The organism is Stutzerimonas stutzeri (genome assembly GCF_009789555.1).
Taxonomy (GTDB): Bacteria; Pseudomonadota; Gammaproteobacteria; order Pseudomonadales; family Pseudomonadaceae; genus Stutzerimonas; species Stutzerimonas stutzeri_R.
The window spans coordinates 2,975,851-2,991,429 of record NZ_CP046902.1 but is presented as its reverse complement, the minus strand read 5'-3'; the positions used below and the strand labels follow the sequence as shown (position 1 = coordinate 2,991,429).

Below are 15,579 nucleotides of genomic sequence, written 5' to 3'. Positions count from 1 at the left end.
ATATAAGGCCTCACGTTCCGCCAGTATGAAAACTGGAATATCGATGCAGAAGAATACTGCCGACGCTGACATCTGAAGTGCCGCTGTCGGCCAAAAGCGGACTGCTCAAGACTGAAAGGGGCTCACAGGCGCTTCGGAGGTCCCTGCCCTATGGGTCTATGGCATCAGATCATTTTGCTGGAATGTATCTACCCGTACCGATGATGGTGAGGGACTTCGACCCACGTGTCATCGCGACATACAGATGCTTAGCGTCAAGCGAGTCTGCATCAAGGATGACGGCATGGTCGTATTCCAGGCCTTTGACTAGCAGCGTTGTCCCAATGAGCTTCCTGTGGCTGAGAGGCCGCCCCGTATGCCTCATTTCGCGCTGGTACAGGTTTGCGGCCTCTGAGAGAGTTGCTCCTTCTCCATCTATGTGTAGCTTCAGCACGTTGAGTAAGCGATACAGGAGGTCACGGCGGTAGGGCGATGTTTCTGGATTTGACTTCAGCGCAAGAAAAAACGACTTGAGGTGGCTGCTTGATGGGTTGCTGAGGTAGTCATTCGCTGCATGCAGGACTAGTGGGTACTTTGTGCTTTTACTAAGTTTCGCCACCTCGCCTCTCTGGGTTCCGGCAGTCAAAGCCTTGGTCACGCCAGTAAAACACTTTTTCGCAAAATCCAAGGCAAGAAGAAATCCCGCTTGGGCAGTCTTCGCGACTCCGAGCTTCTTGATGAATAAGTGAAGGTCTGTGCCTTCAACTTCCTCGATAGAAGAAAATCGACCTGCCATGCTTCGGGCCAAAAGGTGGGTCTTATTCTTGGACTTGGGATCCCCACAGTGCAGAGCAATCACGCTCTCGTTGTGCCCTAGCTGGTCGCACAGCGATGAATACTGTTTGGCCTCCAGAAACGCGGTAGCGGTTGCAACGCGAATCACGCTGCGTGGTAGTCCACCAACTAGATCAATTTTTTGCCCCAGCTCAATCTTCTTCCGCGCCTCCTTCAGCCAGGCGCCCAGCTCATGTGCTTCAGCCTGTTTCCAACGCCAAGGGGTATCTAGCTCGCCCAGGCAGTCGAAAGTGGGATACACGCTTGCGTTCCAGTCCACAGGCTTACCATCCTCAAAGTCAAAGATGGCCTGCAGGGGATCGCCCAGGATCCGGCAGGGAAAGAGATCTGCCAAGGCGCAGACCAGCGAGTGCTGTGAATCGGAGCAGTCCTGGTACTCATCTACATAGACTCCCGTGTAAGTGGCTGATACGACATGGCGAATGAACTGCTTCTTCAGCAATCCCGAGCAGCTTTCATAGAGCTTGCCCCACTGCTTGCTGGTCGGATTTTCAGTCGCCCAGCCGGAGCTTTTGGGGTAGGCCAAACAAAGGCGCAGCGCCCAGCTTGCAATCGTATCCACCTGATATTTGGAAGCAGGAACACCAAGTAACGTCATCTTGGTTTTTATCGAGTTCACGCCCGCAAAGGTGTGAGTCAGGATCAGTTGCCGGCCGCCAGCGGCCCGCACTGCCAACGCAATGAGGTGCGTCTTGCCGTATCCAGCAGGTGCGATAACGTACCCTCGGTTTGGGCAATTGCTGAGCTTGGTTGCTAGCTCCTCAGACATGTTCTGCCCATGCCCAAAGCTTGCCGAGCTCAAGTGCAAGGTTCTTTTGGGCGAAATCAGCGTCGAGGAAGGCTTGGCTTACCGCCTTAAACCATAAGTCACCCCTAGTGGTGTCCTTGAACCAGCAGGACTTCTTCGCCGCAACACCTATGGCTGTACGCAGCTCAGGACGATCTATCCAAGTGCCAGCGTCCTTGTCTAAATCTCCTGCAAGGAGCCTAGAGCGCACATGGTCGTACACAGGGAAGCTCAGCTCGTCTTGAGCGAGTTTTAAACTAGCTAGCACGCTTGGCCACGGAAGATCCTGAAAGGCCCTCTCCTCAAGTGAAAGCTTGTCGCTCCACATCAGAACTGGGATGTTCAGAGCCGCTAGCTCTTTCTCATCCTTTGGAGAGAACTGATCTTCGGCGTCACCATCAGCGAGCACCGTCACGTCATAGCCAAGCGATTTGAAGGCTTTCGCAAGTGCCTTTACCTTGCTGCCTCCCTTTGCATCTAGCAGCGCAACACCGTGGAAGGAAAACGGATCCTTCTTGCTCGCCATCTGGAAGTCGTCAAAACCCCTCAGGAAGCCGACCTCTGTTGCGCCTTCGCAAACCACCACCTTCTTTGCCAGAAATGCTTCGGTGCTTGATCGAATCTTCCCTTGAACCTCGTGATCCTCAAGGCCTTCTTTGGCAGCGGAAATGATCTGAACCACGCCGTCGGCGTTGTGAACCACATGAAGCTCATTCACGGTGAGTTCGCGCAGCACGGCTGGAGAGTGGGTCGTGAGAAAGTACTGCCCTCGTTCGTCATCTCTCACGTGCTTGATGAGGCGGGTGATCCGGTGCGGCTCTAGGCCAAACTCCACCTCATCAAACAAGGTGATGTGGCCTTCTTCTAGCCCCACAGTTTGAATGCCGCACAGAAGCATCCGGCGCGATCCAAGGCCCAACTGACGTAGCGGCATATCGCCGTCGTGCAGCGACAGCCCGCCCACTTTCAGATTTAGGGAGCTCAGATCAAGGTGAGCTTTGTAGGAATCCACCACAGGTACGCCGAGCAGCTTGGCCATCTCTTGTGATTTCGCCGCCGCCGCATCGAAGTTAACAAGATTGGCATCACGATCGGTGTCTAGCGATGTCCTGGCGTTTCTGGAGACATTCGCCAGCAGCTCGTTCAAGCTCTGTGCCTCCGTGATTTTGGCCAGCGCTGTTCCATTCGCCCAGGACAGTTGTTTCTCACTGTACGCACCGATCAGGCCCACACTGACTTTGTTTCTGTCAGCTTGCTTGAACGGTGTCCCCTCGGGGTTGCGATCACAGACCACGATCCACTTCGGCTCCAGATCCTTTTCGACCGTGAGCCGTACGGTCAAAACATTCTCTAGATGGTCGTCCGGCTCGTCCGTGAGAATTCGAGCAGCTGCGTCCCAGCCGCGGAGGTAGGGGCCGTACTTGTGTAGTGAGCAGAACTCTTCAGCCAGATTGCCAATCGTGACTTCTATGGTGATGGTGTTCTCGACCTTGCATTGATAGAAGTCTGAATCGCTGAGCGTGAGATTCCATTGGGGATAGAACGTAAATCGGATTGCCTCTAGGATCGTCGACTTGGAGGAGTCGCCCTTCCCTATGAGGCAGAAGATGTCGGATGCAGGAAGGGCCCAGTCAAGCTCTTTCACCCCACGAAAGTTCTTGATCGTAATTTTTCTGATTTTCACCGAGCAACGTTCTCCATAACTTCGTATATGAAACTGGGGGCTCTGCTCATGTCACAGTCGCCACAGCTCGTCCTTGGTGGTGCATTTGCCTTTTTACCCTCTAACTGCAGCATAAGACACCCGACATTGAAAAGAGCAATGTCAGTCCAGCAGCGGTTAGGCAAGACCATGTTCTGAAGGCTTGGGGTAGTCAGGTAATGGTGACAAGGCGAAGGATGCGGTCGACCGGGCGGTACTCCAGGGCCACAACTACACGTTCCGGGTGGCCGCCAACTCGCGGGAACTCAAGCAGGATGTTGAATTTGCTGAGCTGATGGGTCGGTTGGCTCACCCACTCGAGGTTGTACAGGTAGTTCATCCGCAGCTTGCTTCGGATTGCGGTTTCAAGCTCGGCCTTGGTCAGTTCTGCCAAGCCGGCCTTTCGCAGTTTTCCTAGTTTCGTGGTCTGAAGGTACTTCTCGAACTTGGCATCCTCAATGAGGACCGTGAACTCTGCCAGCGGTGCTACAGCAGGCGACATGGCCCTTACCGCGACCTCCAGGTCGTCGTCGGTGACATCGAGCAGCAGGCGTTCAGGCTTGTACGAGAGGAATGTGCCGAAGTAGATCGACTGAATGCTCCTGAGTCGGAAACCCTGTTTCACGTAGTCATTCTGGTGGAGCTTAAAGTCCTGCGTGTTCGGTCGATCATCTTCGTGCCCCATGATGACTGTACCGCCATGCTTGATCACATAATTCATCAGGTTCAGCGAGGTGAAGGTTTTGGCTGCGCTTGAGTAAGTGCACGGCAAGTAGCCTACGTAGGCAGGAAGCTGCTGGAGTTTGGTGTCGACGGCAGCAATAGCACCTTCGGACAGGTTGTTCACGTACAAGACGAAGCACGTATCGGGCAGACGGAAACTCGGTTTTATGCTGACTACTGCGGGATCCAGCAGCTTGCGCGCAAGCTGATCGCCTGAGCCGAAAAGCTCTCCACCCAAGATGCTTTGGGTCGTTTGGGCATCCAGCGCGCTAAATAGCGCTTCGGCGCACTCCACTCCAGGCACGAAGCTCCGGGCACAAAGATCCGTATCGAAAAGGAACGCCGCCTCGTGCTTTGTTGGTTGCGGGGTCAGGGCTGTCCTGAGCGAGGCGTAGTCGATCCCCTTGGCTTTAAGGATACCGACGCACTCGCCATGAAAATTCTGTATTTCAGCAAAGGTACGTGCATCGCTGAGGGAAAAGCACTCACGCATTACAGGGAGCAGAATGTTGCCGCGAGCGTTCAGGGTATGAATTGAGGGCATGTCGTAGTACCTACAGCGCGAGTTCGTAAGCATACGCGTTCAGGCATCCCCTTCCGGAAGCTTTCCCCCGTTACGAACAGGCAGCTATTGGCCGACTGCTGCCTTTCACTGTTCGTTTAGGCAAAAGCCTCAGGAAGTTTTTCGCGTCTCCTTCCACCCGTTAATTTCTGGACGCCTTCGCTTCCCCGAGAATTCTTCGTGCGTCGCTGGCAGGAGGGAGGCCAAACACCCGCGCATAATCCCGGCTGAACTGTGTGGGGCTTTCATAGCCCACCTCGCATGCCGCGGCCGTGACGCTTCTGGCGCTGGCCACCATGAGCATCCGCGCCTGAAGCAATCGCACACGTTTTTGATATTGCAACGGACTCAAGGTCGTCACCGCTTTGAAGTGACGGTGAAAGGCCGAGACGCTCATCGCCGCTTTTTGCGCCAGACTTTCAACCCTGATGGGCTCCGCAAAGTCTCGGCGGATCCACTGAATGGCCAGATTTACTCGAGCCATGGCGGTATCCGGCGCTGCGATTTCCCGCAACATCCAACCATGGGGGCCTTGCAACACGCGAAACAGAATCTCGCGTTCGTACGCTGGAGCGAGGGCTGCGATGTCATCCGGGTTGCCCATCAATCGCAACATGCGCACCCAGGCATCCATCAGCTCTGGCGTAACGGCAGCTACTGAAAAACCGGGGTCGCTTTCATGATGCCCGACGGGTTTGGGCAGGTCCGCCAGCAGGGTGGATAACACAGCGGGGTCAAGCGTCAGGCTGATGGCCAGATAGGGCTCGCCTGATTCCGCAGGGTGCACCGTGCCCACTGCGGGCAGCTCGATGGACATGACGAAATAGGTCGCCGGGTCATACCGCAGCGTGCGATCGCCCACGGTCATGGTTTTGCTGCCCTGCAGGATCAGGTTGATCATCGGGTCATAGACCGCCGCCAGCATGTGTTCGGGAATCTTGCCCTGGACCATGGCGACGCGAGGAATGCCCGTCTCCGTGCGGCGGTTTTCGGCCTTGGCGGCGAGGATGCGGAGTTCGTTCAGTTGATCGTTCATGCCGGCCATGCTGAATGGCGAAGCGCGAGCAGCGCAAGCAAAAAGCAGAAACAGGCAGGTTTCGAGTAGGAACGGCTGCGTACGCCATGGCGATGCTCATTACTGTGGAGGCTCATTCAAAAGTCAGGGAGCACGTCATGGGCGTTATCGTCATTACCGGAGGCAGTCGAGGGATTGGTGCCAGCGCAGCGGAACACGCCGCCCGGCGCGGCATGGGCGTCATCCTCACCTACAACCACCATCCAGACGCCGCCGAGGAGGTGGTGCGACGCATCGAGCAAGCCGGCGGCGAGGCCGTTGCGCTGAAGCTCGACGTAGGTGATGTCGGAAGTTTCGAGGCGTTCCGGGAGGCGGTCCTCGCTGCGCTCCATCACACCTGGGGTACGACTACCCTCGCAGGTTTGGTGAATAACGCCGGTTACGGCCTGTTCAACCCGTTGGCCTCGGTCAGCGAGGCGCAGTTCGATGGACTGTTCAATATTCATCTCAAAGGTCCTTTCTTCCTGACGCAGACATTGCTGCCGCTACTGGAAGAAAACGCCAGCATCGTCAACCTGACCAGCGCCACCACACGCGTGGCCACGGCCGGGGTGGCGCCTTATGCGGCGTTCAAGGGTGGGCTGGAAGTGCTTACGCGCTATATGGCCAAGGAGTTCGGTGATCGGCGTATCCGGGCCAATGCGGTTTCCCCAGGGGCGATTCGAACCGAGTTGGGCGGCGGGCTCAATGATGAGTTCGAAGCGATGCTGGCCGCGCAAACGGCGCTGGGCAGGGTCGGTGAGCCCGAAGATGTGGCTCGGATCATCGTCATGCTGTTGTCGGAAGAGGGCGCTTGGATCAATGCCCAGTCCATTGAAGTCGCGGGCGGCTACATCATCTGAACGATTAGGAGACGTTGCCATGCTGGATCATATTTTTCTGTCTGTGAGCGAGATCGAGCGCTCCATTCGTTTCTACGAGGCGGCCTTGGCGCCGCTCGGCATCACTGCTCGCCTGGACTACGACGGCAAGGACGGCCCGCCTGGGCATCCGGACCTGAAAGGATTCGGCGCCAATGGCCGGATGTTTTTCTGGTTGCGCGAGGGGGACGTTGAAGGGCGCGCTGTGCATGTCGGTTTTGTCGCAGACAGCAAAGCCCAGGCTGAAGCTGCCTATGCGGCCGCATTGGCCCACGGCGCGGTCGATAACGGCGCACCGGGCGCACGGCTGCATTACGACCCGAACTACTACGCGGCCAATGTTCTGGACCCTGACGGGTACAGCCTGGAATTCGTCTACAAGAACTGGCAGCACGTCCAATGAAGACGTTAATGATCTATGGCGCAACCGGCTACATGGGGCGCATGGCGGCCGAGTATGCCGTAGCGCAGGGACTGGAAATCGTCATTGCCGGGCGCAGCCACGACAAGCTGCGCGTGCTGGCTGCCCAGTTGGACGTTCCTTATCGCGTGTTCACGCCCGATGCCCGAACAGCCGAATCCCTGGAGGGCATCGGCGTACTGGTGAACTTTGCCGGGCCCTTCGTGCAGACCGCCGATGCCTTGATGCGGGCCTGCATCAAGGCTGGCGTCGACTATCTGGATATCACGGCCGAGATCAATGTGTACCGGTTGGCTGAGCGATTGGGCGGTGAGGCGGCCGAGTCGGGTGTCATGCTGCTGCCTGGCGTTGGCTGGGACGTGGTGCCGACGGACTGCCTCGCGGTGTATGTCGCTCGCCGTGTGCAGGATCCGCAGTCACTTAGCATCGCACTTCAGGTCGCGGGTTCCATGTCGCGTGGCTCCGCCATGAGCGTCAGCGAGATCATTGGAGCGGGGCTCCTAGCACGGATTGACGGGCAGCTTGTGGCAACACCCGATGCGCAACCGCGACACTTCGATTTTGGCGATGGCCTGGAACTGTGTGCGCCGCTGTCCTTCGGTGATCTGGTCACCGGCTGGCACTCCACCGGCATTCCCAACATTTCAATGTTTGTGCATTTTTCCGGCGAACCCTTCCCAGAAGGAAACCTCTCACAGGTCCCCGAGGGTCCGGACGCGCAACAACGTGAAGCTCATCGCGCCCGAGCAGTGGCCGAGGTGACCGGCGCTGACGGCACTGTCGCGCGTTCAGTGATCGAAACCGTCAATGGCTACACCTACACGCCGCTTGCGGCAGTAGAGGCGGCACGCCGGGTAATGAGTGGTGAACGACGGCCGGGTTTCGAGACGCCAGCAAAGCTGCTGGGCGTCGGATTCGCCGAGAGCATCGCCGGTACGGCTATCACTGATCGCTGATTCTGCCGGGGTAGCGGCCATGCTCGGTGGCTCCGGAATCCGCAGCACTGTCGCTTGCCTCGAGCTCATGGGCAAGCAGCCTGCCGGCAATCCGCGCCACGTCCACCAGGCGCTCACTGGACATGCCACTGCATGCTGCCGCAGACAGCCCCCGCAGGGTGATCAGCATGTAGTCAGCCAGCGCCTGCGCGGCGTCCGGGCATACCTGATCCAGGTAGCGGCGGATCGCCTGGATTCCGGCGTCGCCGAATTTCTCGGCCGTGTTTCGAGCGACCGGATCGTCCGCGCGCATGCCTTCGGTGATCAGGCAGCCACGCAAAGCGCTATCTCGCCCGTACTGCTGCGCAGCAGCAACCAGTAGAGAGGTTAGCGCTTCTGCGGGAGGGCGATCCGGTGCCAGCAATCTGTCCATCGGGAGCGCGTTTTCACCGGCGTAGCGATGCATCGCGCGCTCGAACAGCTCGGCCTTGCTGCCATAGGCGGCGTAAAAGCTTGGCGGCTTGATGTTCATGGCCTCGGTCAGGTCGGCCAGGCTGACCGCGTCGAAACCACGCTGATGAAACATTGCCTGTGCGATGGCTATACCTCGCTCCCGGTCGAAGGCGGGGCGGCGCTGCCTGGGTTTTTCGTTCATGGCTGTCTCTCGAGGTTGATACGACAACTGTAGCGATCGCTACATACAAGTTCAAATACGTTCTTGCCTGGTCGATTGAATTTAGTGATCGCTAAATAGTTTGCGGATAACCATGGCTCCATGTAGTGTTCGCTACATATTCACTCGTTGAGGTATTTCTCATGCAATTCAAAAACAAGGTTGTGCTGGTCACTGGCGGTTCTTCGGGCCTCGGCTTTGCGATCGCCGAAGCGTTCGCCAGCCAGGGCGCCGACCTGATCATCACCGGGCGTCGCCAGCCTCAGCTCGACGAAGCCGTGAGCCGCCTCGGTGGGAATGCGTCTGCCGTGCGGACCGATATCTCGAATCCTGCCGACCTCGCCGAACTGTTTACGCATATCAGAGCGGTCCACGGCCGTATCGATGTGCTAATCGCCAACGCCGGGATGGGTGAAGTCGAGCCTCTGGGGGCAATCACTGAAGCGGGTTTCGATCGGGTGTTCGCAACCAATGTCAAAGGCACCACGTTTACCGTGCAGGGGGCGTTGCCGTTGATGGGCGAGGGGAGCAGCGTCGTCATCATCGGCTCGACTTCTTCGATCAATCCGGGGCCTGGCATGAGCGTCTACGGAGCCACCAAGGCAGCCTTACGCGCGATGGTGAGGAGCTGGATTCTCGACATCAAAGGCTCGGGCGTACGCATTAACTTGCTCAGCCCGGGGCCAGTGGACACCCCGTCCCTACGCGACGTGCTTGGCGAAAACGCTCAGCAGGTGATCGATGTGTTCAACGAGAAGAGCACGCTCGGAAGGATCGGCCAGGTGCACGAGATCGGGCAGACCGCGCTCTTCCTGGCGAGCGATGCGTCGAGTTACATCAACGGCGCCGAGCTGTTCGCCGACGGCGGCGCCTCCCAGGTCTGATCGGCTAGGAGTAGCCGCTTTGCCCCTCGCTAATCTCCATAAAACCTAGGAGAACTAGCCTGCTCCTAAATACGGCCGCGCCGTGCTGTCGGCGATGCTCGCTGTAGGTAGCGAATTTACGAATCTGCCGAACAATCGGCGCCTTAAGGAGTTACCTGATGAGTGAGTTTGCTGGGTCGGCAATTGATCACATGGGCATCAGTGTGTCGGACATGTCGCAGGCGCGTGATTTCTACGAGCAGTCGCTTAAGCCGCTGGGGATCACATTGATGATGAGCATTGATGCCGATCCTCCACGATCGAAGCCTCGGCGCCTGGGGTTCGGATCTGCAGGTAAGCCTTTTCTCTGGCTGCAACACGCGGCTATCGCCAGTTGCGGGGCGCACATAGCGTTGATCGCGCAGAGTCATGAGGCGGTCGACGCATTCCATGCGGCTGCCATTGCCGCTGGCGGGAAGGACAACGGAGCGCCGGGGATCAGGCCCCGTTACCACTCTGATTATTACGCGGCCTATGTACTGGGCCCTGACGGAGTGAATCTGGAGGCTGTTTGCCAGCTGTCGACTTGAGCGCCAGGGCCCACATCGAGTGCCTAACGGGCGTAGTTCTTGGCCAGCGATGCGGCCAGCCATATCAACGCGTCGAGCTATTCGCCGAGGGGGGGCTTCCCAGAATTGAATCCTGTTTACCGACATTATCCTTGGAGTATTTGATATGACTGATAGCACCAACCAGCGGGATCTCGTGGCACGCCTGGATGCCGAAAGCGCGATCCATCGCCTCCACGCCATCTATATCCATCGTCTCGACAACGGTGACTTTGAGGGCGTGGCAGACGTTCTCAAACATGCCGTTATTCATGTGCTAGGCAACGAGGCATCGACTGTCGAAGGGCTGCTGGCGTTTTTCAACGCGGGTCTGCAGGTCCATGGGGATGGCACTCCGCGTACGTGGCACTCCATTACCAACCAGCTCATTGACGTGGACCCGTCCGGTGAAAGGGCGAGTTCGGCAAGTTACTACACGGTTCATCAGCAGGTCGATGACTTCCCGTTACAGCCTATCTGCACCGGCAAGTACCTCGATCAGTTTGAGCGGAGTGATGGGGAATGGCGCTTCACCCGGCGGGAAGTCACGCTGCGTTTTGCAGGGGTCCTTCAACACCACGTCAAAGGGGCTCAGAGGGATGCGGTAGCGCAGACCGCCTGATTTAGCCCCCAACGACCGATGAATACGCATGGTGTCTAGGCTAGCTACCGGCACCAATAAGGGCGTAGGTCTTGCCTATGCCAGGAGGCTGGCAGAATTGGGCTTTTCAGACTCAGGCCGAACTACCGCTCTCATTGAAAAAATTATTCCGAGCAACGAGTCCGAAATCTCTGAGATCCTGGTCCTCATCGCTGAACATAAAGTTCACCATGCGCTCTCGTCTGAGGCCGGAAATCGTTCTGAAAAAGCAGGGCTCGCAAAGGTGGACCTCATAGCGCTCGCCATCGTGGGTCGAGCCATAACCCCAACTGGCGCTAAGAGTGCCGAATTGCAATCCATACCCTTCAATACGGGTGCTGTCGCCACAAACGTCGCATAGAACATCGCTGACCGATTCAGTCTGCTCCATAGCTGTGATCTTCATTGGCAACCTCCGTCTTAGTCTACGTACACCATCGCTTATCCGAAACACACTACTCCAGCGAGACCTTGCTCGGTGGGGAAATAGTACGCGAACACGGCCTTTCTTTACTTTGGAAGCGGCAGAACGCAGCAGCGATTTCACACAGTGTGACCTGCCCCCAGTTTTAGTACCGCTGCCTATTTAGTAGGCCCTGGGGTCGATATTAATATTTCCTGTTGCGATTGGTGCTGGCTCGCTCGCCAATGCGCAGCGAATTCTGCCGGGTTGCTATTACCGATAGCGCTGTGCGGTCGGTGTTCGTTGTAGTCCCTTCGCCAGGCCGCGATGCGGATTCTGGCCTCGGCCAGTGAGCAGAACCAGTGCTCGTTCAGGCATTCATCCCGAAACTTGCCGTTGAATGATTCGATGAACGCATTCTGTGTGGGCTTGCCAGGCTGAATCAGCTTCAGCTTGATGTCGCGCTGATAGGCCCATTGATCAAGTGCCTTGCCGGTTAATTCGGGACCCTGGTCGGTGCGGATTGCCTTGGGGTAACCGCGGAATCGGGCCATTTCATCCAATGCGCGAGTAACGCGAAAGCCGCTGATGCCGTGATCCACAAGGATACCCACCGCCTCCTTGGTGAAGTCATCGACCACCGTCAGACATTTGATCCTCCGCCCCGTACTGAGTGCATCGAAGACGAAGTCCATCGACCAGACCTGGTTCGGTGCGCTCGGCAGACTCAGACGTTCGCGCCCCACCGCGACGCCATGGCGACGCCTGCGCCGCTTCATCATCAAGCCAGCAGCTCGATACAGGCGGTAAATCCGCTTGTGGTTGACCTGCATGCCAGCCCGCCGCAGCAGGATATGCAGGCGGCGATAGCCAAAGCGCCGACGCTCCTGGGACAGCTCCACCAACTGGGCTTGCAGATCGGTATTTTGCGCGTTGCCTCGCGGTTGGTAGCGCAACACCGAGCGGGACAGCCCGATCAACTGACAGGCACGGCGCTCGGAGATGCCGGTTCTGGCCTGCATCTCCTGCACCGCCTCCCGCCGGGTTGTCGGGCTTACCCTTTTCCCCGGGCGACCACCTTCAGTGCCTCGATATCCAGATGGGCTTCGGCCAGCAGCTTCTTCAGCCGGCTGTTCTCCAGTTCGAGATCCTTGAGCCGCTTGGCGTCCGGCACGGTCATGCCACCGAACTTGGCACGCCAGGTGTAGAACGAGGCATCACTGAAGCCGTGCCGCCGGCACAGCTCCTTCACCGGCACACCGCCCTCGGCCTGCTTGAGGAAGTCGAGAATCTGTTCTTCGGTAAAACGCTTTTTCACTGCCGTCTCCTGCTCGGAAAACGGACTCTACTAAGTTCAGCGTGGTACTGAAATCGGGGGGCAGGTCAAGTGGAGCAAAGCGTTAGAGTAACTCCACAACGAACTATTGCCCGTTCCGTAGAAAGGTTACCAATGTCCAAACTTGCAGAATACAAAGCGTTAGAGGCCCAGCTCGCAGAACAACTTAAGCAGCTTGATGCTCTGAGAAATGACAAAGAACTTGAGCGCGAAATCGAGTTCGAGGAAAAGCTCCGTAATCTGATGGCCGACTATGGTGTGGGCTTACGCGACATCATTTCTCTACTGGACCCGCAAGCAGGTCGCCCGAATGCCGCTCCGGCTGCTCGCGGGCCGCGGAGACAGCGCCAAGTCAAAATATACAAACATCCCGAAACCAGCGAGATTGTGGAGACAAAGGGCGGTAACCATAACGTTCTGAAGGCTTGGAAAGAGAAGCACGGTGCTAAGGTTGTCGAGGGTTGGCTCCAGTAACCCCTGTGGTCTATCCCGGGTTGAGTGGACTGACCAAACCAGACAAGGTTTACCGAATCCTGAAGAGAACCGGAACTCCCGGTCCGTCGTCGACCAGCTGGCACCGATCGACATCGCCGAGTCACTCTTCGGCCAGCTCCTTCAGCGAAGGCATCTTGTAGTCTCAGACTAAGCAGGGAAGGTTCTTCATGATGCGATTGAGCTCATCGCCTCTTTGCCATTGCTTCCCTGAGTAATTCTGAAGCCTACGTCCTCAAATACCTGGTTCAGAATCTCGCAATCAACTGCTCATCATCGACTATCAAGACGGTGATTATCGGTGGAAAGACTAATCGACCATTAGCGATCTTACCGAGCGAATGTGCCGCTTGATGTTAGTGAACTGCCCGAACGCTATGTGCTCGTTGAGAATGATCGCTACAGCTTTAGTAAATGAAAAACTTCGTCGATGCCCGATTCGGGCACACTTGGTCGGCCGGGCAACAAGGCCGACCAGGTTAACGTTACAGAGGCTGGTTACGTACCGAGCGCTTCAGCGCAAAGGCACCGTCATCCAGCAGAGCCAAAGCCAGAGCAGTGAAGGCCAGAAACACCGGGTATTCCCAACCGCCATTGGCGTTAGTAAAGCTCCACCCGTTGCCGAAGTGCACACTTGCTGCGACCAGTAGTTGCACTGTGGCTATGGCTGCTACCCAGCGCGCATAAACTCCGAGAATAAGAAACAGGCCGCCGACCACTTCGAAGGCAATAACCGGGTACGCAAGAAAGCCTGGGAAACCGATGGACTCAAAGAAACCTGCAGTGCCAGCCGGGGTAAAGACCAGCAGCTTGGTCAGGCCGTGGGCGAGAAACATCACGCCGAGGATCACGCGTAGAACCAGAGCGGCATAAGGGAGGGTGCGATTTGTGGCGGTCATGGGAATTTCCAATAACGTATGAGTGTGGGTTGCCAAGGGCCACAGCCGTTTCGGCCGTAGCGCCAGGCAATGAATAAATGGAATTAACGATTGAGCCAGGTCGGCGCGATTTGGGTGCCGAGGCCGGCGCCATAGCCGAGATAGATGTTCAGTCCGGCCAGCGCCTCGAGATAACGAGCGTTGACCAGACCGCCAGCATCCACGGTTTGCCAACCCAGGCTTTCTGCCAAGGCGGCAGCGTTCTGTTTGGCCCGCGCGCTGTCGCTTGCCAGGAATACGCTGCCCTGTTGGCCGTTGGCAAAGTTGGGGCCGGAGGCCAATACCTGAGCGAACAAGGTGTTGAAACCTTTAACCAGCTCTACGCCGGGCAGCGCCTTGGCAATTTCCTCCGCTGCACTGGTGCTGTGGCCAATGGTCAGGCCCATGTAGTCGGCGGTCAGCGGGTTGGTGATGTCGATGATCACTTTGCCGTCGAGCCTGCCCAGGCCACTCAGTGCGGCTACCGCGTCCTGGTAAGCAGTAGCGACAATCACTACTTCGTTCTGGCCAAGCGCCTGGTCGGCGGCGAACGCTTCGACGTTTGCATGCTGTGCTGCGACGGCGCGCGCCTTGTCCAGATCACGTCCGGTGATGCGAACCTGATGGCCTGCCTGGGATAACTGTTGAGCAAAAGCCGAGCCCATGTTGCCGGTACCGATAAGGGTAATGTTCATGCGGGTATCTCCTGGTGTGCGTTTTGATGGGCTCAGTTTAAAGGTTCGTTAATCGAGATAAAGCTGCTTTAATGTGATTTATAGTTCCGAAAAGTGAGGCAATAATGGATCGAGCACTGGAGATGCAAGTCTTTTGCGCGGTGGTCGACAAGGGGAGCTTCGTCGGCGCCGTTGAAGCGTTAGAAATGTCTAAAGCCGCGGTTTCCAGACACGTGAACGCGCTGGAGGAACGTCTGGGCGTGCGCTTGTTGCAACGCACGACACGACGCTTATCGCTTACAGAAGAGGGGCGGGTTTTCTACCAGCAAGCGCGGGAAGTGTTGGCGTTGATGGGGGAAGCGGAGAGCGCGGTTTCGTCCGGCTCTCATGAGCCTGCTGGCGTCTTGAGAGTGAATGCGCCGGTGAGCTTTGGGGTGTTGCATTTGGCACCGCTCTGGACGCATTTTTTGAGCCTGCACCCAAAACTTGAACTGGATATCAGCCTGAACGATCGTCAGGTCGATCTGGTGGAAGAGGGGTATGACGTCGCAGTACGGATTGCGCGGATGGAGAGTTCATCGCTGGTGGGACGGCGTTTCGCGAGCACTCGGATGCGTCTGTGTGCATCACCGGACTATCTGGCAAACCATACGCCGATGAAAAAACCAGAAGACCTGATTGATCACCGAGTGATTGCCTATAGCAATTTTTCGAGCGGTAGCGAATGGAGTTTTAGCGGGCCGGATGGCGAGCACAAGGTCAGCACACGGTCAGTCATTCGCTGCAATAATGGTGATACCTGCCGAGCCGTTGCGTTGAATGCTGGCGGGATCCTGCTGCAGCCCAGTTTCATGGTTAGCGAGGACATTCGCGAGGGCAGGCTGGTAGAGCTACTACCGGCGTATCGATCCATAGAGCTGGGCATTTATGCGGTTTACCCGACCCGCAAACACTTGGCGTCCAAAGTGCGTGCATTCATCAATTTTCTGGTCGAGCAATTTGAGCACGTCGATTGGGAATCGGACGCCCCCGTGAGGAAGAGTTGAAGTACGGGCTACGAGAACTGATGTCTCG

The 15,579-nt window shown here is 57.1% G+C and carries 17 protein-coding genes; 8 read left to right on the top strand and 9 right to left on the bottom strand.

What is annotated here, in order from left to right:
* Nucleotides 1-169 precede the first annotated feature (169 nt).
* The 4 genes from GQA94_RS13805 to GQA94_RS13790 all read right to left on the bottom strand — a co-directional run bounded on the left by GQA94_RS13805 (nucleotide 170) and on the right by GQA94_RS13790 (nucleotide 5,644).
* On the bottom strand, nucleotides 170-1,603 hold the full coding sequence (locus tag GQA94_RS13805; RefSeq protein ID WP_158188560.1) for a UvrD-helicase domain-containing protein: 1,434 nt from the start codon (nucleotides 1,601-1,603) through the stop codon (nucleotides 170-172).
* Nucleotides 1,596-3,305 carry an ATP-dependent nuclease gene (locus GQA94_RS13800; RefSeq protein ID WP_125882713.1) on the bottom strand — a complete coding sequence of 570 codons (1,710 nt, stop codon included), beginning with the start codon at nucleotides 3,303-3,305 and terminating at the stop codon, nucleotides 1,596-1,598. Before GQA94_RS13800 ends, GQA94_RS13805 begins: the two co-directional genes overlap by 8 nt.
* Nucleotides 3,306-3,495: 190 nt before the next feature.
* A complete protein-coding gene (locus GQA94_RS13795; protein WP_125882712.1) occupies nucleotides 3,496-4,590 on the bottom strand; it encodes a hypothetical protein in 1,095 nt (364 codons plus the stop codon).
* Nucleotides 4,591-4,750: 160 nt separating this feature from the next.
* On the bottom strand, nucleotides 4,751-5,644 hold the full coding sequence (locus GQA94_RS13790; protein ID WP_158188559.1) for an AraC family transcriptional regulator: 894 nt from the start codon (nucleotides 5,642-5,644) through the stop codon (nucleotides 4,751-4,753).
* A gap of 137 nt (nucleotides 5,645-5,781) precedes the next feature.
* Between GQA94_RS13790 and GQA94_RS13785 the strand changes: the two genes are divergently transcribed.
* Genes GQA94_RS13785 through GQA94_RS13775 form a run of 3 tightly spaced genes read left to right on the top strand, consistent with a single transcriptional unit; the run spans nucleotide 5,782 to nucleotide 7,920 of the window.
* A complete protein-coding gene (locus GQA94_RS13785; protein ID WP_158188558.1) occupies nucleotides 5,782-6,525 on the top strand; it encodes an SDR family NAD(P)-dependent oxidoreductase in 744 nt (247 codons plus the stop codon).
* Between the two features lie 19 nt (nucleotides 6,526-6,544).
* Nucleotides 6,545-6,946: a VOC family protein gene (locus GQA94_RS13780; RefSeq protein WP_158188557.1), complete on the top strand. Its 402-nt coding sequence runs from the start codon at nucleotides 6,545-6,547 to the stop codon at nucleotides 6,944-6,946.
* Nucleotides 6,943-7,920 (top strand): saccharopine dehydrogenase family protein, encoded by a 978-nt coding sequence (locus tag GQA94_RS13775; protein WP_158188556.1) that lies wholly within the window; start codon nucleotides 6,943-6,945, stop codon nucleotides 7,918-7,920. The genes GQA94_RS13780 and GQA94_RS13775 overlap by 4 nt, the downstream gene beginning before the upstream one ends.
* Here the strand turns inward: GQA94_RS13775 and GQA94_RS13770 are convergent.
* Complete coding sequence (locus GQA94_RS13770) at nucleotides 7,907-8,554, bottom strand: TetR/AcrR family transcriptional regulator (RefSeq protein WP_158188555.1); 648 nt, start codon at nucleotides 8,552-8,554, stop codon at nucleotides 7,907-7,909. The genes GQA94_RS13775 and GQA94_RS13770 overlap by 14 nt on opposite strands.
* A gap of 161 nt (nucleotides 8,555-8,715) precedes the next feature.
* On the opposite strand from GQA94_RS13770, the gene GQA94_RS13765 reads away from it, so the two are divergent.
* The 3 genes from GQA94_RS13765 to GQA94_RS13755 all read left to right on the top strand — a co-directional run bounded on the left by GQA94_RS13765 (nucleotide 8,716) and on the right by GQA94_RS13755 (nucleotide 10,665).
* Complete coding sequence (locus GQA94_RS13765) at nucleotides 8,716-9,456, top strand: SDR family NAD(P)-dependent oxidoreductase (RefSeq protein ID WP_158188554.1); 741 nt, start codon at nucleotides 8,716-8,718, stop codon at nucleotides 9,454-9,456.
* Between the two features lie 158 nt (nucleotides 9,457-9,614).
* Entirely contained in the window at nucleotides 9,615-10,025 is a 411-nt protein-coding gene (locus tag GQA94_RS13760) for a VOC family protein (RefSeq protein WP_158188553.1), read from the top strand.
* Between the two features lie 145 nt (nucleotides 10,026-10,170).
* The gene (locus GQA94_RS13755) at nucleotides 10,171-10,665 is read left to right on the top strand and encodes a nuclear transport factor 2 family protein (protein WP_158188552.1); all 495 of its coding nucleotides are present in this window, start codon (nucleotides 10,171-10,173) and stop codon (nucleotides 10,663-10,665) included.
* A gap of 112 nt (nucleotides 10,666-10,777) precedes the next feature.
* Here the strand turns inward: GQA94_RS13755 and GQA94_RS13750 are convergent, their stop codons facing one another.
* Nucleotides 10,778-11,089 (bottom strand): hypothetical protein, encoded by a 312-nt coding sequence (locus GQA94_RS13750; protein ID WP_199270046.1) that lies wholly within the window; start codon nucleotides 11,087-11,089, stop codon nucleotides 10,778-10,780.
* Nucleotides 11,090-11,265: 176 nt separating this feature from the next.
* Nucleotides 11,266-12,404 (bottom strand): IS3 family transposase gene (locus GQA94_RS13745; protein ID WP_158188550.1). Its coding sequence is split into 2 segments (ribosomal slippage): nucleotides 11,266-12,155 and nucleotides 12,155-12,404, totalling 1,140 coding nucleotides; the frame shifts between segments, so codons are not numbered across the junction.
* 132 nt (nucleotides 12,405-12,536) lie between these two features.
* Between GQA94_RS13745 and GQA94_RS13740 the strand changes: the two genes are divergently transcribed.
* Nucleotides 12,537-12,896: a histone-like nucleoid-structuring protein, MvaT/MvaU family gene (locus GQA94_RS13740; RefSeq protein ID WP_158188549.1), complete on the top strand. Its 360-nt coding sequence runs from the start codon at nucleotides 12,537-12,539 to the stop codon at nucleotides 12,894-12,896.
* A 503-nt stretch (nucleotides 12,897-13,399) separates the two neighbouring features.
* Here the strand turns inward: GQA94_RS13740 and GQA94_RS13735 are convergent.
* Both GQA94_RS13735 and GQA94_RS13730 read right to left on the bottom strand, forming a co-directional pair.
* Nucleotides 13,400-13,813 (bottom strand): DoxX family protein, encoded by a 414-nt coding sequence (locus GQA94_RS13735; RefSeq protein WP_158188548.1) that lies wholly within the window; start codon nucleotides 13,811-13,813, stop codon nucleotides 13,400-13,402.
* Between the two features lie 83 nt (nucleotides 13,814-13,896).
* Entirely contained in the window at nucleotides 13,897-14,526 is a 630-nt protein-coding gene (locus GQA94_RS13730) for an NADPH-dependent F420 reductase (protein ID WP_158188547.1), read from the bottom strand.
* A gap of 104 nt (nucleotides 14,527-14,630) precedes the next feature.
* Between GQA94_RS13730 and GQA94_RS13725 the strand changes: the two genes are divergently transcribed.
* A complete protein-coding gene (locus tag GQA94_RS13725; protein ID WP_158188546.1) occupies nucleotides 14,631-15,551 on the top strand; it encodes a LysR family transcriptional regulator in 921 nt (306 codons plus the stop codon).
* The last annotated feature ends 28 nt before the right edge of the window (nucleotides 15,552-15,579 follow it).

What these genes read in the sequence shown, in the direction of transcription:
- GQA94_RS13805 (WP_158188560.1), bottom strand. Translation starts at nt 1,603, where the DNA reads ATGTCTGAGGAGCTAGCAACCAAGCTCAGCAATTGCCCAAACCGAGGG.
- GQA94_RS13795 (WP_125882712.1), bottom strand. Translation starts at nt 4,590, where the DNA reads ATGCCCTCAATTCATACCCTGAACGCTCGCGGCAACATTCTGCTCCCT.
- GQA94_RS13790 (WP_158188559.1), bottom strand. Translation starts at nt 5,644, where the DNA reads ATGAACGATCAACTGAACGAACTCCGCATCCTCGCCGCCAAGGCCGAA.
- GQA94_RS13785 (WP_158188558.1), top strand. Translation starts at nt 5,782, where the DNA reads ATGGGCGTTATCGTCATTACCGGAGGCAGTCGAGGGATTGGTGCCAGC.
- GQA94_RS13780 (WP_158188557.1), top strand. Translation starts at nt 6,545, where the DNA reads ATGCTGGATCATATTTTTCTGTCTGTGAGCGAGATCGAGCGCTCCATT.
- GQA94_RS13775 (WP_158188556.1), top strand. Translation starts at nt 6,943, where the DNA reads ATGAAGACGTTAATGATCTATGGCGCAACCGGCTACATGGGGCGCATG.
- GQA94_RS13770 (WP_158188555.1), bottom strand. Translation starts at nt 8,554, where the DNA reads ATGAACGAAAAACCCAGGCAGCGCCGCCCCGCCTTCGACCGGGAGCGA.
- GQA94_RS13765 (WP_158188554.1), top strand. Translation starts at nt 8,716, where the DNA reads ATGCAATTCAAAAACAAGGTTGTGCTGGTCACTGGCGGTTCTTCGGGC.
- GQA94_RS13760 (WP_158188553.1), top strand. Translation starts at nt 9,615, where the DNA reads ATGAGTGAGTTTGCTGGGTCGGCAATTGATCACATGGGCATCAGTGTG.
- GQA94_RS13755 (WP_158188552.1), top strand. Translation starts at nt 10,171, where the DNA reads ATGACTGATAGCACCAACCAGCGGGATCTCGTGGCACGCCTGGATGCC.
- GQA94_RS13750 (WP_199270046.1), bottom strand. Translation starts at nt 11,089, where the DNA reads ATGAAGATCACAGCTATGGAGCAGACTGAATCGGTCAGCGATGTTCTA.
- GQA94_RS13740 (WP_158188549.1), top strand. Translation starts at nt 12,537, where the DNA reads ATGTCCAAACTTGCAGAATACAAAGCGTTAGAGGCCCAGCTCGCAGAA.
- GQA94_RS13735 (WP_158188548.1), bottom strand. Translation starts at nt 13,813, where the DNA reads ATGACCGCCACAAATCGCACCCTCCCTTATGCCGCTCTGGTTCTACGC.
- GQA94_RS13730 (WP_158188547.1), bottom strand. Translation starts at nt 14,526, where the DNA reads ATGAACATTACCCTTATCGGTACCGGCAACATGGGCTCGGCTTTTGCT.
- GQA94_RS13725 (WP_158188546.1), top strand. Translation starts at nt 14,631, where the DNA reads ATGGATCGAGCACTGGAGATGCAAGTCTTTTGCGCGGTGGTCGACAAG.